Origin of the sequence: Microbacterium oleivorans (assembly GCF_001691565.1) — a bacterium.
GTDB lineage: Bacteria > Actinomycetota > Actinomycetes > Actinomycetales > Microbacteriaceae > Microbacterium > Microbacterium oleivorans_B.
This window is the reverse complement of record NZ_MAYO01000002.1, coordinates 212,758-235,839: the sequence shown is the minus strand read 5'-3', so window position 1 is coordinate 235,839 and position 23,082 is coordinate 212,758. Positions and strand designations below refer to the sequence as shown.

Below are 23,082 nucleotides of genomic sequence, written 5' to 3'. Positions count from 1 at the left end.
TCTGTCGATTCGGCATTCCGACGAGCGATGTCGGGATGCCGGTGCGCAGGACGCGCAGACATACATCGCCATGTTATCCGCCCGTGACCTACGAGGTTGCTGGAGACGTCGCCATCCCCGGGCCGGTGACGGACCGCCGGCATCCGTCGGCCCGTAAGATCGGGCGCATGGCGGGTTTCTGGGGCAGGCGCAAGCGCGAAGACGCGGAGATCGAGGCACAGGATGCCGAACTCGGCCGGAAGGCGGGGGCCGCACTGGTCGCCGCCGACGAGCGCATCCGCGTGACGGACGACGAACTCGCGTATGCGGAGATCGAGCTCGGGCACGACGCGACGAAGGACCTCCGCGAGGCGCTGGCTGCCGTTCGACAGCATCTCGGCGAGGCATTCCATCTGCATCAACTGAACCACGACGAGATCCCCGACACCCCCGAGGAGCTGCGCACGCGCAACGCTCGGATCGTGCAGCTGTGCGAGTGGGCCGAGGACCTGTTGGATGACCGCACCGAAACGCTGGCCGAGTCGATCGCCCGCGCGCGTCGCGCACCGGAGATCATCGCCGGCATCCGCAGTGACGTGGCCCGGCTGCGTGACCGGCTTCCCGCGCTGAACGCGAGTCTCGAGCGCTTGTCTACCCGATACTCCGACGCCGCGATGCGAACGGTTCTGGGCAATGCCGCAGAGGCCGCCCAGCTGCTCGATTTCGCGGAGCACAGCTCCGAGGTGTCCGAGCGTCGGCGCGACGCCGGACAGCGCGAGCAGGCGAACCTCGCCCTCGAGACCGCGATCGAGGCCTCGCGCCGCGCGGGAACGCTCGTCGAGGCCGTCGACACGTTCGAGATCGAGGCGCTCCGCGCCGAATCCACACTCGCCGCGATCGTCGACGACTCCCGGGATGATCTGATCGTCGCGCAGCCCCTGCTGTCGACTCCTGCAGTCGCCGCAGCCGCAGCCGACCTCGACGCCGCACTCCGGTCACTGACTCCCGCCGGCAGCAAACCGGACCCGTTCGCCGAGCTCACCCGACTGCGCGCGGCCAACGCGGCGCTCGACGCCGCCGTCGACAAGGCTCGTGAACGCGCAGCCCGCCCGGTCCCCTCCGAAGCTCACGTGCATCACGCCATCGACGACGCCGATCGCCAGATCGGCGTCGCCCGGAGCGTCATCTCCGGTCACCGAGGTTGGATCGGCGCGGATGCCCGCACCCGACTGGCCGAAGCCGAACGCGTCCGAAACGACCTGCTGCGCTTCGCCGGGGCGATCGGCGAAGACGACCGCGACGAGGCGATGGGCCTCGCTCGCCGGGCTGCGCACCTCGCCGGCGAGGCTCTGCAGCTCGCGCAGCGCGACATCGACTCCTCGCGCCCCGACGACTGGGGCAACGGTGGCTACGGCGGACGCGGCATGGGCGGGGGCATGGGGGGCGGAAGCCTTGCGGGCGGCCTGCTCGGCGGCCTCGTCATCGGCGGTCTCCTCGACGGCATGTTCGACTGATGACGGCGCTCGATGACGCCCTCGCCGTCTCGCAGCGCTGGGATGTTCTGCACGCCTCGGCCGCGGTGGTCGCCGCCGACGGCCGAACCGCGGCATCCGCCGGCGATCAGAACCGGATCTACCGTCTGGCCTCCGTGACGAAACTCCTCAGTGCGTACGCGGCGCTCGTCGCCGTCGAGGAGGGCGCCCTGTCGCTGGATCAGCCGGCCGGCCCTCCCGGCGCGACCGTGGAGCACCTCCTGGCCCACACCGCCGGGTACGACTTCTCGTCGTCGACCCTCCGAGCGGCCCCGGGCGAGCGCCGGCTGTACTCCAACACGGGCTTCGAGGTCCTCGCGGATCTGCTGGAGTCCGAGACGGGGATCGCCTTCGACGCCTACGCCCACGAGGCGGTCTTCGCGCCGCTCGGGATGGCCCACACCTCGATCGGCGACTCCGCGGCGGCAGGAGGATCGTCCTCCACCGCCGACCTGGCGCGCTTCGCCGCGGAGTTGCAGCGTCCTCGTCTGCTCGACCCCGCGACGCTCGAGCGCGCGACCGACGTGTCCTTCCCGGGGCGCCGCGGCGTCCTTCCGGGCTTCGGCCAGCAGCCCGAGAACGACTGGGGGCTCGGGCTGGAGATCCGCGGGACCAAGAGCCCGCACTGGACGGGCACCCACAACTCCCCCGAGACCTTCGGACACTTCGGGCAGTCCGGCACATTCCTCTGGGTGGACCCTCGAGCGGGGGCCGCGCTCATCGCACTGACGGACCGCCCCTTCGGTCCGTGGGCCGCCGAGGCGTGGCCTCCTTTCAGCGACGGCGTCCTGGCCGCGCTCGCGGGCGACTGAGATTCCGCGTGCCAGACGAAGAGAGGGTGGATGCCGCGCGGCATCCACCCTCTCCTGTTCGGACGTGACGGGTCAGGAGGCGAGCTCCGCCGGCGCGGCCGTGGTGGTCAGGGAGATCACGCCGTAGTCCCAGCCCTTGCGGCGGTAGACGACGCTCGGCTGGTCGGTGCGGGCGTCGATGAAGAGGAAGAAGTCGTGGCCGACGAGTTCCATGCGGTCCACGGCGTCTTCGACGGTCATCCACTCGGGATCGAATCGCTTGGTGCGGATGACGACCGGCGTGTAGTCCTCCTCGTCCTCGGCCCCGGTCATGATCGGGACTTCGCCCGTCGCAACGGCGCGGATGACGTCGACGGAGGCGGGCTGGACGTCGATGCCCTGCAGCGTGCCCGTGCCCTTCTCGAGCTTCGCGCCGCGGGGGTGGTTCCGGAGGTCGACGCGCTTCTCCTTCGCGCGGCGGATCTGCTCGCCGAGCTTGGTCATCGCGAGATCGAGAGCGGCGAACTTGTCGCCGTCCACCGCCTCCGCGCGGACCACAGGGCCCTTGCCGGTCAGGGTGACCTCGACGGTCTCGTCCTCGCGGCCCCCGTTGTGATAGGCGCGATGCGTGACCTTGATGTCGAGCCGTTGGGCTCGGGGGGAAAGGTGCTCGATTCGGGCGGACTTCTCCTCGACAACGGAGCGGAATCGGTCGCTGACGCTCACTCCCACGCCGACGATACTGATCTCCATCGTGACCTCCTTGTTCCGGTCCACCCGGTCAAGGGCGGACCTCGGTTCGCCTTGTGTCCCCCCACCGTAGTGCCGTCACCTCGCCGTGTCACGGACTGTTCACGATGAATCCGCTTTCACCCCCGGGACGCGCTCCGACGCGGCGTCGAGGCGATCGTGACGGCCCCCGCCACGTGCACGCCCGCCTCGAACAGAGCCCGGGCCGCCTCCGAGAGGGTCGCTCCCGTCGTCACCACATCATCGACGAGCACGACGCTGCGCCCGGCGAGACGTGCCGCTGCGCGGCGGTCCACCGTCATCACGCCCGCAAGATTCGCGGCGCGTTCGTCGCGGCCGAGGGCGCGTTGATCAGCGGTCGAACGGGTGACGCGCAACAGACCGCAGGGGTGCCAGCCCGCCCGTCGGCAGGCCAGGGCGACCGGCGAATATCCTCGTCGCCGCATCGACGACCGGGTGGTGGGAACGGGCACCGGGACGGCCTCCGTCCCGGGAGGCCACGCACCGCGCAGGGCGCCGCCGAGCTGCGCCGCGAGCGATGTGCGCCCGTCCTCTTTGAAGGCACGGATGACCCGGGCAGGCACACCGTCGAAGACGAGGGCGCTGCGCACGTCGAGGCCGCCCTCGAGGCGGCGGGAACGAGGCTCGGGGCGGAGCGCGGCGCTGCACGGATCGCAGAGATCGAGATCCGGAAGGTCGCACCCCGCGCAGCAGACGGGGAACACGACGGCGAGGGCCTCCGTGACCGCACGTCGCAGAGGTGACGGAGTGCGGGTTTCCATGGGTTGCGGCATCCTCCCACGGTGCTCGCCGACGGACCTCCGCGGCGATCGCCGCACCACTCTGCGGGCGCGCGCCCCCGAAGGCGTCCTGTGGAGGAGGATCAGCCGGGCAGGCCCTGCTGCTCCGCGAGGACGCTCACATCCGACGCGAGGATCTGCCACGATCCGCGCTGCGCGTACAGGCTCCCGTCCTCGGTGAGCAGGAAGACGCTCCCGCTCTGGTTGCCACCCGAGATCGCGACGACGCCGTCGGGGCCTCTGACCTCCGTCCCTTGCCCGCCGACCGTCTGCTCGCGGATGACCCGCTGCTGACCGTCGACGTACACGATCGCGATGGTCGCCCCGTCGATCCACGACAGGTCGATGCCCCGGCCGCTGAGGTTCGCCACCGGAAGCGGCTGCCCGAGGGAGGTGGGCACGGAACCGCTTTCGTCGCGGACGATACCCGCCACCCAGACGGACCACTGCCCGCCCGCCCGGACGAGCGCCGCGAGGCGAGCCCCGTCGCGGGAGACCCGCATCGCCGCGACCTCCGTCGCGCCGACCCAGCCCGCCGGGACCTTCCGCGCAGTGCCGTCCGGGCCGTAGGCGACGACCTCGCCGGGTTGATCCTCGGGCACCGTCCAGATGTATCCGAACGTGTCGATGGTGGGCGCCGTCATTCCCGCACGGGTGTCGAGCTGCGTCTGCGTGCCGTCGGCGGACACGCGCAGGATGGCGCCGCTCCCGGTGCGCACCGCGGCCGTCGTGCGCGCGGCATCCGTCTCGACGGCGTCGGGATCCGCATCGTCCAATGCCTCGCCGAGACCCGCGACCTTCTCGATGTCGTTCCCCGAGAGGAAGCCGAACGCCCCGTCGCGCAGGACGAGTGGACGCGCGTCCACCGCCGTGGACCTCGTGGTGCGTGCCGTCACGTCGAGGGGCTCATCGCCGACCAGCATCTGCACGTCGAGGATGCCCGCTCCCGCCAGGCTCGCCTCGAGCTGGGTCTTCATGCGTGCCAGGGTTTCGCGGTTCAGATCGCGGATCGACGGGTCGAACGAGATCTGTGCGGTCCCGGACTCCACCGGGACGGACGGCTGGGTCAGCGTCACCTCGCCGGTGAACGCCGATCGCACCGATTCCGCCAGCCAGGGGCTCGGCGACCCGGAGACGAGGGCAGCCGTGATCCGCGTGGCGGGATTGGTGGAGGGGAACCAACGGACGTCCGGGATGAGCGTTCGCCACCCGCGGTCGAAGTACGAGAGGTCGTAGCTCTGGAACACGGAGCCGAACCGGTTGGCGTCGAGGATGATCCCGTCCGGGGCCTGGGCGATGCGCCACTGACCCCGCTCCTTCGCGAGGGAGAAGGTGAACGGGATGCGGCCGCGGTCGGCCGGCCGGTAGGAGCCGGTCGCATCGACGGTCGCGACCGGCTCGACGCTGAACACGAGTTCGTTCTCGACGGACGACGAGATCGAACTCTCACCGGGCGCGTATACCGTGACACCCGCCTGCGGCTGCCACTTCTGACGGAACGTCGTCGTCAGGAACTCCTGTGCGACCTTCCAGTTGCCGCGTGGCCCGGAACCGGCGGCGATGAATCCCTCGACGATCTGCTGCGGGGTGGCGTCCTTCACCGGGCTGTTGGGCACGTAGGAGAAGTCCGGCGGGCCCTCGACCTCGTCGATCGCCTTGCCGACGTGGACGGGGCCTCCCGTGGGCAGGCCCGCGCACGCCGTCAGAACGAGGGCGAGAAACAGTGCGATCGCCGTGCTGACGGTGCGACGAGTGGTCATGATCTCTCCTCCCGCGGTGGCAGGGTGATGGGTTGGGTGAGCCCGAGCTCTCCGAGCGCGGCGTCGTCGCGCGGGTCGAGTTCGATGGGCGATCCGCCGGTGAGGTGCTCCCCCACCCGGCGGGGAAGAGTCAGCACGAAATGGCTCCCGCCCCCCAGTTCGGACCACACCTCGAGCGTGCCGCCGTGCAGGCGCGCGTCCCCCAGCGCGATCGAGAGCCCGAGGCCCGTGCCGCCGATCGTCCGGCGCCGAGACGGGTCGGCGCGCCAGAACCGGTCGAAGACCCGCTCGGTGTCCGCGTCGCTCATGCCCAGTCCGAAATCGCGCACCCCCAGGGCGACGGCGCGCTGATCGCTGTCGACGGTTACGACGATCGGACGGCCCTCGCCGTGCTCGATCGCGTTGCCGAGCAGGTTCCGGACGATGCGGCGAATGCGGCGCGGATCCATCTCCACCGGCGAATAGCCGCCGGGCGCCACCAGTCGGACGTCGCTGCCGTGCTGCTCCGCGAGCTGGGCCATCGACTCGATCGTGTCCTCGGCGAGGTGCGCGAGGCTCGTCGCCTCGAGCTCGAGCTGAACCGACCCCGCGTCGTACCTGCTGATCTCGAGCAGGTCGCCGAGGAGCACCTCGAATCGCTGCACCTGCGCATGCAGCAGCTCGGCGGCGCGAGCGGTCGAGGGGTCGAACTCGTCGCGCTGGTCGTTGATCATGTCGGCCGCGAGGCGGATGGTCGTGAGCGGGGTGCGGAGCTCGTGCGAGACGTCGGAGACGAAACGCTGCTGCACGAGTGACAACTCGGCGAGCTCCTTGATCTGCCCCTCGATGCTGTCGGCCATCGCGTTGAAAGAGCGGCCGAGGGTCGCGAACTCGTCCTCGCCGCGGACCGGGAGGCGCACGGCGAGGTCGCCCGCGGCGAGTTTGGCGCTCGTCTCGGCGGCCTGCGCGATGGGCACGGTCACCGACCTCAGCACGAAGAGCGAGATCCCTCCGATGAGCACGAGAAGAGCGGCGCCGACCACCCACAGGGTCACCTGCACGAACTGGAGCGTCTGCGCTTCGGAGCCCAGATCGTAGGCGAAGTAGACCTCGTAGGCACCCGCTTCGGGCACGATCAGCTGCTGTCCGACGATGATCCCGGGCGTCTCGCCGCCATCGGCCTCGGGGAGCCCGATGGACTGCCACCACTGCCGGTCGGCGGACAGCCGCACGCTTTCGCGGAGCTCCGGCGAGATCATCGACTCCTCGAGCCCGCCCGCCTCGAAGTTCTGCGGGGCGATCGCCGACGGCTCGTCGTCGATGCGGAACACCGCGAGCATCGTGGTCCCCGCCTGCCGGGAGAGGATCTCCCGCCTCACCTCGTCCATCAGGACCTGGAGCGCGACCTGGTCGCTGTCGACGACGGCAGCATCGAACGTGCTCTGGGCAGCCTGCGTGGCGCGTTGCGCGGCATCCTGCACCTGTTCCGCACGGGACTCGTACAGATCGGTCAGGATCGCGAGGGACATCCAGACGAGCGCCACGAGGATGGTGAGGGCGGTGAGGGTCAGCGTCGCCGACAGCGTCCGGAACCGCAGCGAACGTCGCCACAGGAACCGGATGCGTCGTTGCCACGACCGCCAGTCGCGCCAGCCCGGGACGACCGTGTGCGTGCCGGTCCGAGCCGTCACCGACACGGCGGCATCCTCCGGCCGATCACACGGCGGCGCCGGCGCGGTAACCCACGCCGCGCACGGTCGTCACGATCTGCGGATTGTCGGGGTCTCGCTCCACTTTGGCGCGGAGCCGCTGCACGTGCACGTTCACGAGCCGGGTGTCGGCCTTGTAGTGGTAGCCCCACACCTGCTCGAGGAGCATCTCGCGCGTGAACACCTGCTGGGGCTTGGAGGCCAGCGCGACGAGGAGCTCGAACTCCAGCGGAGTGAGCGCGATGACCCCGTCGGCCCGACGGACCTCGTGCGCGGCGACGTCCACGGTCAGGTCGCCGATGCGCAGGTTCTCGGTCTGCGCCTCGGCGGTGGGCCGCAGCCGGGTGCGGATGCGGGCGACGAGCTCCTTCGGGTTGAAGGGCTTGACGATGTAATCGTCGGCGCCTGACTCCAGACCCCGGACGACGTCGGCGGTGTCGGTGCGGGCGGTCAGCATGATGATCGGGATGCCGGATTCGGCACGCACCCGCGTGCACACCTCGATGCCGTCCATCCCGGGGAGCATCAGGTCGAGCAGGATCAGGTCGGGACGCTCCTCGCGCCACGCGTCGACGGCAGCCGCACCGTCGGCGCAGAAGGCCACGTCGAAGCCTTCGGTGCGCAGCACGATGCCGATCATCTCTGCCAGAGCGGTGTCGTCGTCGACAACCAGGATGCGCGATGTCATAGAGCCGATGTCGTCCTTCGGGGTCAGCGGATGCCGGTGCTCCGCCCACGGGTGAGTCCACAGTAACCGACGGGCGGCCGCTCCCGCCCGGACGACGCACGGCCCCTCCGGTGACGGAGGGGCCGTGCGTCGTGGTCGAGGCGCCGGTCAGGCGTGCAGGTCGAACCGGTCGAGCTCGGTGACCTTCGTCCAGGCCGCGACGAAGTCGCGGACGAACTTCTCGCCGGCGTCATCGGACGCGTAGACCTCGGCGATCGCGCGCAGCTCGGAATTGGAGCTGAACACGAGGTCCGCACGGGTGCCGACGCCGATCTGCGAACCGTCGGACGCGACGCCGCGGAAGGCGTGCGAGCCCGGGTCGAGCGGGGTCCACGTCGAACCGAGATCGAGCAGGTTCACGAACACGTCGTTCGTGAGCACCCCCGGCCGGTCCGTGAAGACGCCGTGGGACGAACCGTCCCAGTTCGCGCCCAGCGCGCGCAGGCCACCCACGAGCACCGTCATCTCGGGTGCGCTGAGGGTCAGCAGGTTCGCCTTGTCGATGAGGTGGTGCTCCGCGGGCAGGAACGCGTTCGGTCCGTAGTAGTTGCGGAAGCCGTCGGCGACCGGCTCGAGGTAGCCGAAGGAGTGGACGTCGGTCTGCTCCTGGGTCGCGTCGGTACGGCCGGCGCGGAACGGCACGGAGATCTCCACACCGGCATCCTTCGCCGCCTTCTGCACACCAGCGTTGCCCGCGAGCACGATGAGGTCGGCGAGCGAGACCTTCTTGCCGCCCTGCTGCTCGGCGTCGAACGCCGCCTTCACGTCCTCGAGTGCCGCGAGGACCGTCTGCAGCTGCTCCGGGTTGTTGACCTCCCAGTCCTTCTGCGGCTCGAGGCGGATCCGGGCACCGTTGACGCCGCCGCGCTTGTCGCTGCCCCGGAAAGTGGATGCCGCGGCCCAGGTCGTCGAGACGAGCTGGGAGACCGTGAGACCGGTCGCGAGGATGCGCTCGGTGAGGACGGCGGCATCCGCCTCGTCGATCAGCTCGTGGTCGACCGCGGGCACCGGGTCCTGCCAGATGAGCTCCTCCTGCGGCACCTCGGGGCCGAGGTAGCGGGCGACGGGCCCCATGTCGCGGTGGGTGAGCTTGAACCAGGCGCGGGCGAATGCGTCGCCGAAGGCGACCGGGTCGTCCTTGAAGCGGCGCGAGACCTCGTCATAGGCCGGGTCCATCCGCAGGGCGAGGTCGCTCGTCAGCATGCGGGGCTCGCGGCGCCCGTCGGAGTGGGCCAGCGGCACCATATCGGCGCCGGCGCCGTTCTTCGGACGCCACTGGTGCCCGCCGCCGGGGCTGCGCATGAGCTCCCAGTCGTAGGCGTAGAGGATGTGGAAGAACTCGTTGTCCCACCGGGTCGGGTGGTAGGTCCACGTGACCTCGAGTCCCGAGGTGATCGTGTCGTCGCCCTTTCCGGTGCCGTGGTTGTTCTTCCAGCCCAGGCCCTGCTGCTCGAGTCCGGCGGCCTCGGGATTGTCCTCGACGTTCGTGTCGGGCGCGGCACCGTGCGTCTTGCCGAAGGTGTGCCCACCGGCGATGAGCGCGACGGTCTCCTCGTCGTCCATGCCCATGCGGCCGAACGTCTCGCGGATGTCGCGAGCGGACTTCAGCGGATCGGGCTCGCCGTTCGGGCCCTCGGGGTTCACGTAGATGAGACCCATCTGGACCGCCGCGAGGGGCTTCTCGAGGTTGCGGTCACCGCTGTATCGCTCGTCCGCGAGCCACGTGGTCTCGGGACCCCAGTACACGTCGTCGTCCGGTTCCCAGACGTCGGGGCGTCCGCCGCCGAAGCCGAAGGTCTCGAAGCCCATGGTCTCGAGCGCGACGTTGCCGGCGAGGATCATGAGGTCGCCCCACGAGAGCGACTGGCCGTACTTCTTCTTGACGGGCCAGAGCAGGCGGCGCGCCTTGTCGAGGTTGACGTTGTCGGGCCAGCTGTTGAGCGGCGCGAAACGCTGCTGGCCGGTGCCGCCGCCGCCGCGACCGTCGGTCGCGCGGTAGGTGCCGGCGGAGTGCCAGGCCATGCGGATCATGAGGGGGCCGTAGTTGCCGAAGTCGGCGGGCCACCAGTCCTGCGAGGTGGTGAGGACCTCGGCGATGTCGGCCTTCACGGCGGCCAGATCGAGGCCCTCGAAGGCGGCCTTGTAGTCGAATGCCTCGCCGACGGGGTTGCCCACGGCCGGGTTCTTCTTGAGGATGCGCAGGTTCAGCTGGTTCGGCCACCACACCTGGTTGGCGGTGCCGACGGTCGGATGCGGCTGGCCGCCGTGGTTCGCACGGTCGGCGCCGGGCGCGGCGTGGATGACGGGGCACGCGTCAGCGGTGTTCTCCCGCGGCCGGGTCTCGCCGTCGCCGCGCTCATCGACCGGGGTGTCGATGGGGGTGACGGCCTGGTCGACGTCGGTGGTCTCGGCGCCGATGGGCTCGGCCTGGGGGTCACGGTCGCTCATGGTGATCCTTCCGTTCGGGTGGGTGAGAGGAGGAGGAGGTGTCAGGAGGCGGCGTCGGCCGCGCAGTCGCCGCAGAGGCCCCAGTAGGTCACCTCGGCGGAGGCGATCCGGAAGCCGTGATCGTCGGAGGGATGCAGGCAGGGCGCGGCGCCGACGGCGCAGTCGACGTCCTGCACACGACCGCACGATGTGCACACGAGATGATGGTGATTGTCGTCGACGCGGAGCTCGAACAGCATGGGCTGGCCGGCCGGCTCGATGCGGCGGACGATCGCGGCATCCGCGAAGTCGTTCAACGCGTTGTAGACCGACTGACGACTCGCCTTCGGCAGCGCCCCGGTCACTTCCGCGAAGACGGCGTCCGCGCTGGCGTGCGGGTGGGCGGCGAGCGCGGCGAGCACCGCGAGGCGCGATTCGGTCACCCGCAGGCCCGCATCGCGCAGGGCGACGGCGGGGTCCGCGGCGAGATCGGTCATGCCCCCACTCTACGCTCCTCTTTTGATCCGATCAAAAGAGGAGCGCGTCGGGCGTGTCGGCTCCACAGGAGCGGGCACGCGCCCATCCCCCATGCAGGATCAGACGCGGAGCGTCTCGTGACGGACGACGACCCACCCCTTGGGAACCGACATCCGGCCGGTGTGGATGGCGCAGAGATCGTGGGCGTGCGGGTCGTTCCCCGCACCGAGCGGGCCGAGGACGGCCATCTGGTCGCCGTAGTCGTAGGTCAGGGTCGTGACGGCCTCACGGGCGCAGCCCACCTTGGAGCAGAGTCTGTCGAGCATCGGCTCCACGCTATCGGCGCGATCCGGCGCCGGTGGGAAGCCGCGCCGGACTCAGCGCACCCCGCGTGCCGTGAGCGCGTCCCCGAGGTCGTCCGCATGACGGAGCGCGAGCACGAGGAAGGGAACCACGAAGACCCGGATGCCGCGCGCGCCCCGCGCGCGCTGTGCGTCACGGACCTCACGTGCGAGGCGGGCGAGGGTCGGCACGGTGCCGAGGGCCACGACCAGCAGGAGGGCGACACGGGCGCCGTCCACGCCGAGGACCCGCAGCGGTGCCGACGCCCGCTCGACGACGTCGAGGAGAGCGGCGACCGGAGTCGTCAGGGCGAGGAGCGCCGCGAGCGAGACCGCCGCGACGATCCGAACGGTTCCGACAGCCGCGGCCTCGACCCCGAGGAAGATGCACGGGAGGCCGAAGGCCACCACGACGAGCCAGCGGAGCGCCCACACCTGACGACCGAGCTCCGCCATACCCACGCCGGGGATGAGGTAGCAGGCGACGCACGCACCGGCTGCGACCGCCGCGGCCGGCCAGGCTGACGGCAGGAGCGAGACGCCGAAGACGAGCAGCAGGAGGGCCAGTGCCTTCGGTCCCGCCGGCATCCGATGCCAGGGCCCCGTTCCCGGGCGATAGATGGTCAGCATCGCCAGCTCGCGGAATGCGCCGCGACGACGTCCGCCGCCGCGCCCACCTGGGCGACGCGCCCCGCCTGCATCCGGATGGCGATGTCGCACCGCGCGGCGAGGTCGAGATCGTGCGTCACGACGACGAGACGGTGCCCGACATCGCCGAGGAGATGGCCGGAGACGATGTGGGCGTTGCGCCCGTCGAGGAAGGCGGTCGGCTCGTCGGCGATCACGATGTCCGGGCGCCGGACGAAGGCCCCGCACAGGGCGAGGAGTTGCTTCTGACCGCCCGACAGCTCGAACGCCGGCCGGTCGGCGAGGTCAGCGAGACCGAATTCCTCGAGCGCGGTCGCCACGCGCGCGTCCCGTTCCGCTCGGGACAGCCGGTCGGCGCGAAGGGAGAAGGCCACGTCCTCGGCGACGGTCGGCATGACGATCTGCGCGTCGGGATTGCTGAAGACGATGGCGGTGCGGCGACGGAGGGCCGCGGCATCCCTCATCGAGTCGAGACCGAAGACCTCGACACTCCCCCGCGTCGGCCGCACGAGTCCGCCGATGAGCCGGGCGAGCGTCGACTTGCCCGAGCCGTTGTCGCCCACAACGGCGACGGTCCGGGCGTCGAACGCGAGGTCGACGTCGTGGAGGACGTCGGCGTCGGCCAACCGGACCGACACCGCGGCGAGTCTGACGGCGCTCGTCACCGGACCGGAGCCGCCTCGCGTGCGACACCCGCGCGCGGTGCCCAGGTGCGCCGGAACGCGCGCGGGTAGCCGCGGACCAGGCCGCCCACGACGACGGTCGCGATGACGGCCTTGACGACATCGCCCGGCACGAAAGCCAGGTTGGCGAGCGCCGCCTGCTCCAGGCCGATCCGCATGATGAGGCTCTGGATCGGGATGCCGCAGGCGTACACGGCGGCGACGCCGCCGACGAACACGCCGAGGAGGGTTCGCCACCACACCGGTCGCCGTCTGCCGGCGTGCACGATCAGCCCGATGATCACGACGCCGACGAGCCAACCGATGAGGTAGCCCGATGTCGGTCCGACGAAGACGCCCGCTCCCCCTCGCCCTCCGGCGAGCAGGGGCAGCCCCAGGGCGACCAGCGCGAGCAGGGTCGCCACCGACACGGCTCCCAGGAGCGGACCGAGGATCGCCCCGGCGAGCATGACCCCCAGCGTCTGAGCCGTGATGGGCACTCCGCCGAAGACGGAGAACGAGCCGGGCAGTCCGAGCACGGCGATGACGCCGGCGAAGACCGCCGCGCGAGCGAGGTCGGTCGTATCCAGACGCGGAGTCGGGCGTGGGCGGGTCATCTTATCCTCCTGAACAGCGTTCACGTGAACACCGTTCAGGTAGGGTAGCCCCATGACTCCCCCGGACTCAAACCCGTCCCCCCGCGCGCCGCGGCGGACGAAGGAGGACATCGTCGACGCCGCCGTCGACCTGCTCGACCGGGTCGGTCTCCCCGATCTCTCGATGCGCCGTCTCGCCGAGGAGATCGGGGTCCAGCCGAGCGCTCTCTACTGGCACGTGTCCAGCAAACAGGAGCTGTTGGCCGCCGTGAGCGCACGCATTCTGACTCCCGTCGCGCCCCGGCCGTCGGATCCGGAGGGCCTCGGACAGGCCGCCGCGATCCTGGGTCACCGCCTGCACGATGCGCTCCTCGCCCACCGGGACGGCGCCGAGGTCGTCTCGAGTTCGCTCGCGCTCGGGCTCGTGGCATCCCCCCTGCACGTGGCGCTCTCGGCGTGGGAGGACACCGTCACGGCGCGCGTGGTCGCCGACGCGATCACGCACTACGTCGTCGGGATCACCTTCCACGAGCAACAGCGCCGGTCCGCGGACGCCTGGGGCGCCGCCGCACCCGGAGCGAGCATCACCCCGGCGTCGTTCGCACACCCCAGCGAGGACGCGTTCTCCGCCGCCCTCGCTCTCATCGTCGGCGGCATCGCGGTCCGGCAGGACGGCGTCGGGCACCCCGCCGACGCCTAGGATGGCGTCATGCGCAGCGAGGTGGACCGGTGAGGCGACGCGCTCGCACGACCCCTAGGCCCGACCGTCACGGCCGGCACGGCCGCCTGGATCGCAGCTCCGTCGTCCGGCCCCCACTGCCAGCCATCGAAACCCGCGCCGAGAAGTTCGATCTGACCGTCACGACGGCCGTCGAGTTCCTCCGGAGCGCCTGGCCCGAACTCCGGGAGGTCCGTTTCGACATCGGGTGGATGCCGGACGCGTCCGACGAGGACGGCATCCCGCGCTGGGCGGTCCAGAGCGAGCAGAAGCGGATCATCCTCTTCCGCCTGCCCATCGAACGGCTCGCGCGGCTCCATCGCAACGACGACCTGCACCGCCGCATGATGATCGAGAGCTGCGTCTTCCGCGCCGCCGCGGAATACCTGGACCGCGATCCCTGGGACCTGGGTCCCGACCGCTTCCGCTTCTGACGCGACGATGCGGGCCGATTCTCAGCGCGGCCGCACCACGACGGGCGCGGCAGCCGCGTCGGCCGGGACGACGGGGTAGCCCGCGATCGCATCGGGAGCAGTGAAGGTGACGCTCGCGCGCAGGGTTCCGCCGGCGGGGTCCAGCCGGTAGACGCCCCCCGCGCGCAGGTCGACCGACGCCGATCCTCCCGCCGGGATCCGAACCTCGCGGGGCTCACCCGCGCCCGCGTCGCCCGTGAGCACGGCGGCGACCTCCCGCGCCCCCGGGTTCACGATCGCGAGCTGCGGCTGCGGTCCCTGCGCGACGGCGAGGAGGGAGGGGACCCGGATGTCGTCGGCCGTCCCGTACCAGGCGAAGTCGGATCCGGCATCCGCTCCGGTCGACGCGTGGACCGAGGCCACGACGGGGGCGCCGGCGTCGATGTCCACGCGGTACCTCCCCTGCGGCAGCTTGTCCATGTCGATCTCGATCGGCACGCCCGTGGTCAGCGCCAGGTCGGGGAACGACGCGGCGGGCGTCTTCCCGCCGACGGGCGTCACCGACACGGACGCTGTCGTGTCGTCGGAGGGTGCCAGCAGTCGCACCGCCGTGTCGGTGGGCTCCTCGCCCTCACCGACCGCGCTGAACGCAGGGATCGTCTGCTGCGCGCGCGGCAGACCCGTCATTCCCCCCTGATCCACGCCGACCGGCACGAGAGTGCGGGTGAGACTGGACTGAAGCGTCGCCTGCACCGGGGCCTGCGTGGCGGAGACGAGCACGACGGGACTCGTCTCCCCCAGCGCGAGGGACGCGAGCGGGACGATGCGCTGCTGCTGAGGCGGCACCAGGATGCCCGCTCCCGCCTCGGGCGCGGTCCGGCCGCCGGACGCGAAGACGGTGAGATCTACGCGAGCGGCGACGTCCCCCGGGTTCGCGATGACCACCAGGTCGGCGGCGCCCGTCAGACCGCTGCCGGCGGAGAGCCACGTCTCCATGGCAGGCGGCGTGCAGGCCGAGGCGGCGAAGCCGGCCAGGTCATCGGCGTCGACCCGGGAGGAACCCGCAGCGGCGATGTCCGTCCGCATCCGGTCGACGGGAGCGGCCGAGAACGATTCCACGGGCGGACCGTCGGGCACCGCAGACGCGACCTGCCCCTGGGCCGGCGCGGAGGCGCCCGCGGAGGTCGCCGACACAACGCTCTGCGGCGCTGCGACCTGCACTGCGGCGGCGTCCTCGGAGTTCCGACCGGCGGCGAACACCGGCCCGGCGCAGGATAGGACGGACGTCGCGGCCTCGGGCCTGGTCGTGAGCGACAGCGTGGGTCGCTCGATCTCGGGGAAGGGTGTCGTCACGAGGACGAACGTGCCGACGACGACGAGGACGCTCACGACAGCCCCGACGCCCCGACGGATCCGGCGGGCGGTCGTCACGAGCCGCTCCTCTCTACAGCGAGCGCGTCTCGTTGGCCGATGATGCGCGGATGACGTCGTCCCGCTCGAAGACTCGTCCGGGTGGGAACTGCCAGGAGGAGCGCTACCACGATCACGCCGAGCTGCAGGAGCGCCACCCGGACCGACATCGGTCCCGATGCGTCGTCGACGGTGCGCTCGGCGATGGCGCCCTTCACACTCCACAGGGTGCCGCGGGCCGTCTCGCCGACGCTCACGAGATCGGCGCGCTGGTTCAGCAGATTCTGGGCACCGAGTCGGCCCGCCCGGGCGAGGTCGCTCTCGCGGGGGGCTCGCTCGAGAAGGACGTACGCGATGCCGTGTCGAGCGAGGGTGGGGACGACGTCGCCACCCGTCGTCGAGACGAGATCGGCCGTCACATGGGCGAGTTCCCGGTCACCGCCGGTCAGTTCCGGACGCGTCGACTGCAGCGTCGTCTGTCCACCGAGCGTCTCGCTCGCACCCCAGACCACCGACGCGGAGTAGGCGGCATCCGGTTGCACCGTGAGGACGAGCGTGGCGGTCTGTTCGCCGTCGCGTTCCCCTTCGCTGCCCGCGGTCTGCACGTAGGCGGGAAGTGTGCTCGAGGGCCCGTCGGTGAGAGCGGACTGCCCTCGGACGACGGCCGTCAGCGCGGGCACCGCGCCGACGGCGAGGAACGCGATGATGAGCGACGCCGCCACAGGCACGAGGGCGTCCACACGTCGCAGTCCGTCGAGCCCGGCGACCGCGGCCAGGACGAGACCCGCCCACGCGAGCGAGAGTCCGCTGCCGGGCCAGATCGGGACGGCCCCGGACATTCCCGCGGTCAGGGCGACGCCGGACCCGGCGACGGCGGTCGCGACGCCGAGGACGCCCGCGATGAGGGCGACGGATGCCGGGAGCAGACGACCGAGGACGGGGCCGAGGAGCGCGAGGACGACGACCGGTGCGGTGAACGCTGCCACCCACCAGGCCCGGTCGCCTTCGCCGAGGAACTGCGCCCAGCCGACGCCGTCCGTCGAGGGGAACCCGAACGCGAAGAGCACCGTGGGCAGGAGTCCCCCGGTGCCACCGGCGACGGCGAGCGGACGTCCGGGGTCGGCGAAGACGGCGAGCGGGTCGCCCACGGTGAGGTGGTACCAGGTCAGGGGCAGGAAGACGGCGACGGACGGCACGACGAGCCAGGCGATGCGACCGGCGCCCCGTCCGCGGCGTGTCGAGATCGCCAGCACGAGTCCCCCGACCCAGAGCACGATGAGCGCCGGTCCGAGGGAGGGGGCGCACGCCAGCACCACCACCAGGATGATCGATGCCAGTCCCGCACTGCTCCACGAGCGTCTCGCGGCCACCGCGGTGTAGATCAGCCACGGGAAGGCCAGGTGGAGGATGACCGCGGCCGGCCTGCCCTCGACCAGCGCTGCGAGGAACATCGGCGCAACTGCCCAGGCGAACCCCGCGGCGGCGCGCAGGATGGGACGAGCGGTCACGCGCGTCGCCGCGAACCAGCCGCCGAGGGCGGCCAAGGGCAGCGCGAGGACCCACAGGATGACGAGCGCACGGGACGGGGCGGACGGTGCCAGCGACCCCAGGGCGGCCACGACGGCGGCGAACGGGTCGGCGGGACCCACGGTGTCCCACCCGAGTGCGCGCGGGCCGTAGGCGGCATCCGTCCAGAGTGCGAGGATGCCGCTGCGCAGCGGCACGAGTCCGCCGCCGCCGAGCACGGGCCACGCCAGGAGGGCGCCGAACGCCAGGACCGACGTCGCGAGCGCACCGAGGACGAGCCACGCGCCCCCGCCGCTGAAGAAGTGCAGATCCTTTCGAGGGGAGGCAGCGGCATCAGCCTCGTCCTCGAGACGCTCCCGCAGGTCGCGTCGCCCGATGCGCAGGGGCGCGAGGGATGACCACGACGCAGAACGGTGACGGCGGATGGCGCGACGCGCGCGCACGACGGGCGCGAGACCGAACAGCACCACGACGGACGCCACCCACTCCGGCCCGATGCGGCCGGGGTTCTTCGCCAGCAGATGACCGAGAGTGCGCCACAGCGCGAGCGGGAGCAGACTCAGCCAGTGGAAGGGGACGGCGAGCGCCGGCGCGTAGGCCAGCCGGCGATGCAACTGCGCCTTGCGTTCGGCATAGAGACGACGCCCGCGCGCTCCCGCGGAGCGACCCGTCGGAGCGCCGGCGACGCCGTCGCCGGCGACGGCCACGAGCGCGGTCGGGGCGAGCGCGACGCGTCCGCCGTACAGACGGGCACGGATGCCGAGGTCGAGCCCTTCGTCCGCGCCGGCGAGGCCCGGGTCGACGCCGCCGAGGTCGCGCCACACCTGGGAGCGCACGAGCACGCCGCGGATGTCCGATCCGAGGACGTCTTCGCCGGTATCGTGCTGGCCCTGGTCGAGCTCCCCGTCGGCCAGGCCCACCGTGCGGCCGGTGCCCGTCACGGTGACGCCGAGCGAGACGATGCGACTCGCGTCATCCCACGAGACCAGCTTCGGCGCCGCCAGCGCAACGGACGGCGCTGTCTCCAGTGCGCCGGCGAGCCGCGCGAGCGCATCCGGAGCCGGGGCCGTGTCCTGCGCCAGCAACCAGACGGCATCGCCACTGACACGCCGGCTGGCGAGTCGGAGTGCATCGGCGAACCCGGTCGCTCGCCCGGTGACGATGACGGCTTCGGCCCCGGACTCGGACGCGAGCTTCCTGAGCGCGTCGTCGGGACCGCACAGCACGACGGTGAGCGCGTCGACGCGCCGCGTCTGGGCGGCGAGCGCGCGCAGGGTGCGGCTCAGATGGAGATCCGTGGGGCCGCGTCCGTGGGGGCGGACGACGAGGATCGCGTGTACTCGGGCGGGCATGACCAGGTCAGCCTAGGTCGCGTGCCGACCGTCGCGGGGAGGACGGGCGGGGTGGCGCGGATCGCGTCAGGAAGCGTGCCGCTTGAGCTTGCGGCGCTCCCGCTCGCTCAGGCCGCCCCAGATGCCGAACCGCTCGTCGTTCTGGAGCGCGTACTCGAGGCACTCGCCGCGGACGTCGCAGGATGTGCAGATGCGCTTGGCATCGCGTGTCGAGCCGCCCTTCTCGGGGAAGAACGCCTCCGGATCGGTCTGCGCGCACAACGCGTCCGCCTGCCACGCGAGAGCGGTGTCCTCATCGGTGTCGATACGCCGGCGGACGCCGGGGACACCGAGGTTCACCGGGTCGACGAACCAATTCTCGGGAACGCCGGAACGGTAACCCGTCATCTTGCTCTCCCACCTGTAGACACTCGCCGCGGTACGGCCGATGCCTAATTACACCCGTGTGATTCGCTCCGGTCAAGTCGCAAATCGTAAACCCTCAACCCGACATTGAATCTTCTTGAGGTCACCGGCGTGTCGCTCGGCTCAGCGGCGACGACCGGGCCGCGCGATGTAGACGACGCCGACCCCGTCCAGGACCAGCGCGTCCTCATCCTGTGCGTAGGCCGCCTCTCCCGGGGCGAGGTGTACGCGGGTCGCGCCACCGGTCACGGCGATCCGCCCCTCGGTCGCGAGCACGATCGCGGGACCGTCGACCGCGACCGTGACGGGTGCGCCCGCCGCGTGATGACGCGTCAGGAGGAAGTCGGGGACGCCGACGTCGAAGATCTCCGCCGCCCCGTCGTGGATGGGCGTCAGGACAGCGGCGGGGGCGGGCTCGGTGTCTACGATCCTCATGAGCTCGGGAACGTCGATGTGCTTCGGCGTGAGGCCGCCCCGGAGCACGTTGTCGCTCGCCGCCATCAGTTCCACACCGAGCCCGTCCTGATAGGCGTGGAGGACGCCCGCGGGAGCGAAGACGGCCTCGCCCCTCTGCAGCACGGCGAGGTTCATGAGAAGGGCGACGACGATGCCGGGGTCACCCGGGAAGTCCCGGACGATGGCACGGAGCACATCGAGCTCCTCGGCGAACCCGGGAACGTCGGCATCCCGGAGAGCGGCCGAGACGTCTGCCACGACACCCTCCGCGCGCCCGGTGAGGACCGCTTCGATGAGCGAACGGAGCGCGTCGCGCGGGGCGGCAGCCGCCAGCTCCCTCCGCAGTTCAAGGATGCCGGATGCCTGGCCGAGGCCCGCGAGCAGACGGTCGGTGTCGGCGACGGGGCGCAACCCGACGAGGGCGCGGAAGCGCTCGCTCAGCGCGACGATGATCTCCGGCTTGTGGTTGTCGTCGCGGTAGATCCGCTCCGTCGCGTCACGGGGAACGCCGGCCTCCTCTTCCGCGGCGAAGCCGGCCTTCGCCTGGGCGAGGTCGGGATGCGCTTGGATCGACAGCGACGACGCCGCCGCGAGGATCTTCAGCAGGAAGGGAAGTGGCGGCTCGCCGGACTGCGCCCGCGCGTCCGCGAGGGTTCGACCGTCGCCCAGGAGCGCGGGACTCCCCGGATGATCGCCGAACCAGATCTCGGCTTCCGGCGCCCCTGTGGGCGTGCGCCCGAGCAACTCGGGGATGGCCGTGGGAGAACCCCAGGAGTAGTCGCGGGGGGCGTTCGCAAGCGTCTCGAGCACGCGAACAGCCTAGGCCGTGGGGCGGAACGCACGGGGTCGCGCGATACCCTGCTGTCACCATGGCCGTCCACTCATCGCACCCGGTCTCGGCGCCCCCGGCAGCCCCGCCGCGTGAGCGGACGAGTCACATCCTGCTGCGCGGGTGGTGCATCGCCCTCCTCATCGTGACCCTCTCCGGGACCGCGCTCCCCCTGGCCTTCGGAGTACCGGTCGCGGCGATCATCGGCGTCGTCAGCTTCCTGGTCTCGGTGATCCTCTGGGCGACGATCCGACCTCGGGTGCAGTGGCGGCGGTTGCCCTGGTACGCACTCGCCTACATCGTGTGGGCACTCGCCTCGATCCTGTGGACGCATTGGCTCGAAGCGACCCTGACCACGGGCGCCCTTCTGATCGTCACGACCGTGGGCGCTCTCTTCGTCGGGGCGGTCCTGACCTGGCGCGAGGTCGTCCGGGCACTGGCATCCGCTCTCAAATGGATGCTGGGCCTGTCGATCGTCTTCGAACTGTGGGTCAGCCTCGTCTGGGGCGGTCAGATCCTGCCCCACTTCGAACGGCCGGTCGGCCGAGTCCCCGACCCCATCGTCCTGTGGTCACGCGACAACCTGTTGGACGGCGGCCGCATCCAGGGCATCTTCGGCAACTCGAACGCGCTCGCATACGTCGCCCTGCTCGCGATCGTGGTCTTCGCCATCCGCATCGCCTCGCGAGCACCGCGCCGGCCCGTGCTCGGTCTGTGGCTCCTCCTGGCCGGTTATCTCTTCGTCCGCGCCGGGTCCGCCACCGCGACCCTCTCGGCCGTCGCCGTCGGCGTCGTGCTCGTGACGGTGCTGGTCATGCGGACGACCACGCGGGCCGGCGAGCGCACGCGGTACTACGTGGCCTACGGCCTCCTCGCCGTCGGCGGTCTCCTCGCCGCGTGGCTTCTGCGCGACCGTGTCTTCACCGCCCTGGGACGCTCGAGCGATCTCACCGGACGGGAGTCCATCTGGGAGAAGGTGCTCGCCCGAGCGGTGGAGCACCCCGTCTTGGGCTGGGGCTTCTCGACTCCGTGGATCCCCACGGACCCCGCGTTCGATCGATGGATCGTCGATCACGGCCAGACGGTCATGCAGGCGCACAACATGTGGGTGGACGTCTTCCTCCAGCTCGGTGCCGTCGGGATCGTCCTGATCGCCGCCGCCTATGTCGCATTCGTCTGGCGATCATGGTTCTTCGCCGTCGACCGTCCCCGGTGGGACCTCGTCGCCGACCGCCCCTACACCGCCGTGACCCTGCTCCCGACCCTGACCGGGGCGATCCTGCTGGTGCAGGGCCTGGCGGAGTCGACCCCGCTCCTCAATTGGGGGTGGTTCCTGCTCATCCTCTTCGCCTTCAAGATCAAGCAGGCACCGCTGGTGGGCCGGGGACCGTCGGAGGAACGCCTCATCGGCGAACAGGGCGACAGGCCCGCCGAGTGATGAACCCGGGCCTCGCGCGCGTCCTCGACGTCCTGCGTTCGAGCGATTTCGCCGCCGCCTACGCTTCCGCCACGATCGGCGCCCTGTTCGCCACGCACGCGCTCCGCCAGCTCATGGGCGATGCCGGACTCGGCGCCGTCACCACGACCCTGTGCGTCATCGGAGCCGGGATGCTCGTCGCCCGTCGGCGCGAGTTGCGCCTCGTCGAGATCATGCCGACGACGCTCGCCCTCCTCCTCGTCTGGCTGCTCGCCTCCTTCCTCTGGGGCCCGTCTGCATCGGAGACCTTCGCGGGATGGCTTCAGCTGGCCGTGCCGACCTTCCTCGCCGTCGTGGTCGCTCAGCTGCGAGACACGCTGCAGACCGTCCGCTCCACCGGTGACGTCCTCCGATTCCTGCTCGTCCTGTCGCTCGCCCTGGAGATCCTGAGCGGCATCCTGATCGACGCTCCCATCCGCTTCCTCGGGATCGGGGGCAACCTCGCCCTCGGCGGCCCGATCCAAGGGGTCTTCGGCACACGCACCGTGCTGGGCGTCGTCACGATGATCGCCCTCATCACGTTCCTCGTCGAGTGGCGGACCCGCTCGGTCGCGCCGGGGGTGTCACTCTTCTCCGTGGTCCTGGCCTCGGTGCTCGCGGTCTTCACGGACTCGCCCATCGTCCTGGTGATGGCGGTCATCACGGTGCTCGCGACGCTCGTCCTCGCGCTCCTGCGGCGGGCGCCGGTCAGGACGAGGCCCACCCTCCAGCGCGTCATCGGCGGGGCGGTCGTTCTCGGGCTCGTCCTCGCCTATGTCTTCCGACGCCCGCTCGTCTACTGGCTGAACGCGGAACCGGACTTCCTCGTGCGTTCGCGCCTGTGGAATGCGGCCATCGACCTCGCCGAGAACCGGCCGGTGCAGGGATGGGGATGGGTCGGGACGTGGCCCGACTACCTCTCGCCGTACTCCTACATCCGGTTGATCACGGGGCGAAACCACGGGTCCGCCCTCAACGCCTGGGTCGACATGCTCCTCCAGGCGGGCGGCGTCGGCGTCGCCCTCCTCGCCCTCCTGGCCGGCTTCGCCCTCGCCCGTTCATGGATGAGCGCGACCGAGCGACGCTCCACCGTGTACACCTGGACGCCGCTCGTGCTCATCATCGTCCTGGCGGACTCGATCGTCACGAGCGCCCTGCTCGGCGGATTCGGCTGGTTCCTCCTGGTGGTCTGCAGCGTCAGCGCGTCGAAGGTGCGCGGCTGGCGCCGCGACCTGTCCGAGCGCGTCGGCGGCTGAGGCGGGTTTCGTCTCGCGGTTATAGTTGAGGGCGGGAGCCCTGCGGGTCCGCTGCGTGCCGTGACGGTCGAGGGACGGACGC

Annotated in this window: 21 protein-coding genes; 6 read left to right on the top strand and 15 right to left on the bottom strand. The window is 71.1% G+C overall.

What is annotated here, in order from left to right; genetic code table 11:
• Positions 1-167 precede the first annotated feature (167 nt).
• Positions 168-1,493 (top strand): hypothetical protein, encoded by a 1,326-nt coding sequence (locus tag BBA86_RS01365; protein ID WP_065569908.1) that lies wholly within the window; start codon positions 168-170, stop codon positions 1,491-1,493.
• On the top strand, positions 1,493-2,323 hold the full coding sequence (locus BBA86_RS01360) for a serine hydrolase domain-containing protein (protein WP_065569907.1): 831 nt from the start codon (positions 1,493-1,495) through the stop codon (positions 2,321-2,323). The genes BBA86_RS01365 and BBA86_RS01360 overlap by 1 nt, the downstream gene beginning before the upstream one ends.
• A 72-nt stretch (positions 2,324-2,395) precedes the next feature.
• Here the strand turns inward: BBA86_RS01360 and hpf are convergent, their stop codons facing one another.
• From hpf to BBA86_RS01305, 11 genes are all read right to left on the bottom strand, one after another.
• A complete protein-coding gene (gene hpf / locus BBA86_RS01355) occupies positions 2,396-3,055 on the bottom strand; it encodes a ribosome hibernation-promoting factor, HPF/YfiA family (RefSeq protein ID WP_065570152.1) in 660 nt (219 codons plus the stop codon).
• Between the two features lie 116 nt (positions 3,056-3,171).
• Positions 3,172-3,846 (bottom strand): ComF family protein, encoded by a 675-nt coding sequence (locus tag BBA86_RS01350; RefSeq protein WP_065569906.1) that lies wholly within the window; start codon positions 3,844-3,846, stop codon positions 3,172-3,174.
• A gap of 89 nt (positions 3,847-3,935) precedes the next feature.
• Positions 3,936-5,612 (bottom strand): LpqB family beta-propeller domain-containing protein, encoded by a 1,677-nt coding sequence (locus BBA86_RS01345; RefSeq protein ID WP_065569905.1) that lies wholly within the window; start codon positions 5,610-5,612, stop codon positions 3,936-3,938.
• Entirely contained in the window at positions 5,609-7,288 is a 1,680-nt protein-coding gene (gene mtrB / locus BBA86_RS01340; RefSeq protein ID WP_065569904.1) for an MtrAB system histidine kinase MtrB, read from the bottom strand. The genes BBA86_RS01345 and mtrB overlap by 4 nt, the downstream gene beginning before the upstream one ends.
• Positions 7,289-7,307: 19 nt before the next feature.
• Positions 7,308-7,988, bottom strand: coding sequence for an MtrAB system response regulator MtrA (gene mtrA / locus BBA86_RS01335; RefSeq protein ID WP_065569903.1), 681 nt, complete (start codon positions 7,986-7,988; stop codon positions 7,308-7,310).
• A gap of 147 nt (positions 7,989-8,135) precedes the next feature.
• A complete protein-coding gene (gene katG, locus BBA86_RS01330; protein WP_065569902.1) occupies positions 8,136-10,475 on the bottom strand; it encodes a catalase/peroxidase HPI in 2,340 nt (779 codons plus the stop codon).
• 41 nt (positions 10,476-10,516) lie between these two features.
• On the bottom strand, positions 10,517-10,951 hold the full coding sequence (locus tag BBA86_RS01325) for a Fur family transcriptional regulator (RefSeq protein WP_065569901.1): 435 nt from the start codon (positions 10,949-10,951) through the stop codon (positions 10,517-10,519).
• A 99-nt stretch (positions 10,952-11,050) separates the two neighbouring features.
• Positions 11,051-11,257 (bottom strand): DUF3499 family protein, encoded by a 207-nt coding sequence (locus tag BBA86_RS01320; protein WP_065569900.1) that lies wholly within the window; start codon positions 11,255-11,257, stop codon positions 11,051-11,053.
• A 51-nt stretch (positions 11,258-11,308) separates the two neighbouring features.
• Positions 11,309-11,902 carry an energy-coupling factor transporter transmembrane component T family protein gene (locus BBA86_RS01315; protein WP_065569899.1) on the bottom strand — a complete coding sequence of 198 codons (594 nt, stop codon included), beginning with the start codon at positions 11,900-11,902 and terminating at the stop codon, positions 11,309-11,311.
• On the bottom strand, positions 11,896-12,585 hold the full coding sequence (locus BBA86_RS01310; protein WP_065569898.1) for an energy-coupling factor ABC transporter ATP-binding protein: 690 nt from the start codon (positions 12,583-12,585) through the stop codon (positions 11,896-11,898). The genes BBA86_RS01315 and BBA86_RS01310 overlap by 7 nt, the downstream gene beginning before the upstream one ends.
• The gene (locus BBA86_RS01305; protein WP_065569897.1) at positions 12,582-13,199 is read right to left on the bottom strand and encodes a biotin transporter BioY; all 618 of its coding nucleotides are present in this window, start codon (positions 13,197-13,199) and stop codon (positions 12,582-12,584) included. The genes BBA86_RS01310 and BBA86_RS01305 overlap by 4 nt, the downstream gene beginning before the upstream one ends.
• A 52-nt stretch (positions 13,200-13,251) precedes the next feature.
• Here BBA86_RS01305 and BBA86_RS01300 point away from each other — a divergent pair, with 52 nt between their 5' ends.
• On the top strand, positions 13,252-13,878 hold the full coding sequence (locus BBA86_RS01300; RefSeq protein ID WP_065569896.1) for a TetR family transcriptional regulator: 627 nt from the start codon (positions 13,252-13,254) through the stop codon (positions 13,876-13,878).
• A gap of 29 nt (positions 13,879-13,907) precedes the next feature.
• Positions 13,908-14,330, top strand: coding sequence for a metallopeptidase family protein (locus BBA86_RS01295; protein WP_065569895.1), 423 nt, complete (start codon positions 13,908-13,910; stop codon positions 14,328-14,330).
• A gap of 21 nt (positions 14,331-14,351) precedes the next feature.
• On the opposite strand, the gene BBA86_RS01290 is transcribed toward BBA86_RS01295, so the two are convergent.
• The 4 genes from BBA86_RS01290 to manA form a co-directional block, all read right to left on the bottom strand.
• Complete coding sequence (locus BBA86_RS01290) at positions 14,352-15,740, bottom strand: DUF5719 family protein (RefSeq protein ID WP_065569894.1); 1,389 nt, start codon at positions 15,738-15,740, stop codon at positions 14,352-14,354.
• On the bottom strand, positions 15,737-18,598 hold the full coding sequence (locus BBA86_RS01285) for a glycosyltransferase (protein WP_065569893.1): 2,862 nt from the start codon (positions 18,596-18,598) through the stop codon (positions 15,737-15,739). The genes BBA86_RS01290 and BBA86_RS01285 overlap by 4 nt, the downstream gene beginning before the upstream one ends.
• Positions 18,599-18,664: 66 nt before the next feature.
• Complete coding sequence (locus BBA86_RS01280) at positions 18,665-18,985, bottom strand: WhiB family transcriptional regulator (RefSeq protein ID WP_083199396.1); 321 nt, start codon at positions 18,983-18,985, stop codon at positions 18,665-18,667.
• A 141-nt stretch (positions 18,986-19,126) separates the two neighbouring features.
• Positions 19,127-20,269 carry a mannose-6-phosphate isomerase, class I gene (manA, locus tag BBA86_RS01275; protein WP_065569892.1) on the bottom strand — a complete coding sequence of 381 codons (1,143 nt, stop codon included), beginning with the start codon at positions 20,267-20,269 and terminating at the stop codon, positions 19,127-19,129.
• Positions 20,270-20,328: 59 nt separating this feature from the next.
• On the opposite strand from manA, the gene BBA86_RS01270 reads away from it, so the two are divergent.
• Positions 20,329-21,726 carry an O-antigen ligase family protein gene (locus tag BBA86_RS01270; RefSeq protein ID WP_065569891.1) on the top strand — a complete coding sequence of 466 codons (1,398 nt, stop codon included), beginning with the start codon at positions 20,329-20,331 and terminating at the stop codon, positions 21,724-21,726.
• Positions 21,726-23,000 (top strand): O-antigen ligase family protein, encoded by a 1,275-nt coding sequence (locus BBA86_RS01265; protein ID WP_065569890.1) that lies wholly within the window; start codon positions 21,726-21,728, stop codon positions 22,998-23,000. The genes BBA86_RS01270 and BBA86_RS01265 overlap by 1 nt, the downstream gene beginning before the upstream one ends.
• Positions 23,001-23,082 lie beyond the last annotated feature (82 nt).

Bases quoted from the DNA above. Each gene is read 5' to 3' on its own strand.
- BBA86_RS01365 (WP_065569908.1), top strand. From the start codon at position 168: ATGGCGGGTTTCTGGGGCAGGCGCAAGCGCGAAGACGCGGAGATCGAG.
- mtrA (WP_065569903.1), bottom strand. From the start codon at position 7,988: ATGACATCGCGCATCCTGGTTGTCGACGACGACACCGCTCTGGCAGAG.
- BBA86_RS01305 (WP_065569897.1), bottom strand. From the start codon at position 13,199: ATGACCCGCCCACGCCCGACTCCGCGTCTGGATACGACCGACCTCGCT.
- BBA86_RS01285 (WP_065569893.1), bottom strand. From the start codon at position 18,598: ATGCCCGCCCGAGTACACGCGATCCTCGTCGTCCGCCCCCACGGACGC.
- BBA86_RS01360 (WP_065569907.1), top strand. From the start codon at position 1,493: ATGACGGCGCTCGATGACGCCCTCGCCGTCTCGCAGCGCTGGGATGTT.
- katG (WP_065569902.1), bottom strand. From the start codon at position 10,475: ATGAGCGACCGTGACCCCCAGGCCGAGCCCATCGGCGCCGAGACCACC.
- hpf (WP_065570152.1), bottom strand. From the start codon at position 3,055: ATGGAGATCAGTATCGTCGGCGTGGGAGTGAGCGTCAGCGACCGATTC.
- BBA86_RS01280 (WP_083199396.1), bottom strand. From the start codon at position 18,985: ATGACGGGTTACCGTTCCGGCGTTCCCGAGAATTGGTTCGTCGACCCG.
- BBA86_RS01270 (WP_065569891.1), top strand. From the start codon at position 20,329: ATGGCCGTCCACTCATCGCACCCGGTCTCGGCGCCCCCGGCAGCCCCG.
- BBA86_RS01350 (WP_065569906.1), bottom strand. From the start codon at position 3,846: ATGCCGCAACCCATGGAAACCCGCACTCCGTCACCTCTGCGACGTGCG.
- BBA86_RS01320 (WP_065569900.1), bottom strand. From the start codon at position 11,257: ATGCTCGACAGACTCTGCTCCAAGGTGGGCTGCGCCCGTGAGGCCGTC.
- BBA86_RS01300 (WP_065569896.1), top strand. From the start codon at position 13,252: ATGACTCCCCCGGACTCAAACCCGTCCCCCCGCGCGCCGCGGCGGACG.
- BBA86_RS01265 (WP_065569890.1), top strand. From the start codon at position 21,726: ATGAACCCGGGCCTCGCGCGCGTCCTCGACGTCCTGCGTTCGAGCGAT.
- BBA86_RS01345 (WP_065569905.1), bottom strand. From the start codon at position 5,612: ATGACCACTCGTCGCACCGTCAGCACGGCGATCGCACTGTTTCTCGCC.
- BBA86_RS01315 (WP_065569899.1), bottom strand. From the start codon at position 11,902: ATGCTGACCATCTATCGCCCGGGAACGGGGCCCTGGCATCGGATGCCG.
- BBA86_RS01325 (WP_065569901.1), bottom strand. From the start codon at position 10,951: ATGACCGATCTCGCCGCGGACCCCGCCGTCGCCCTGCGCGATGCGGGC.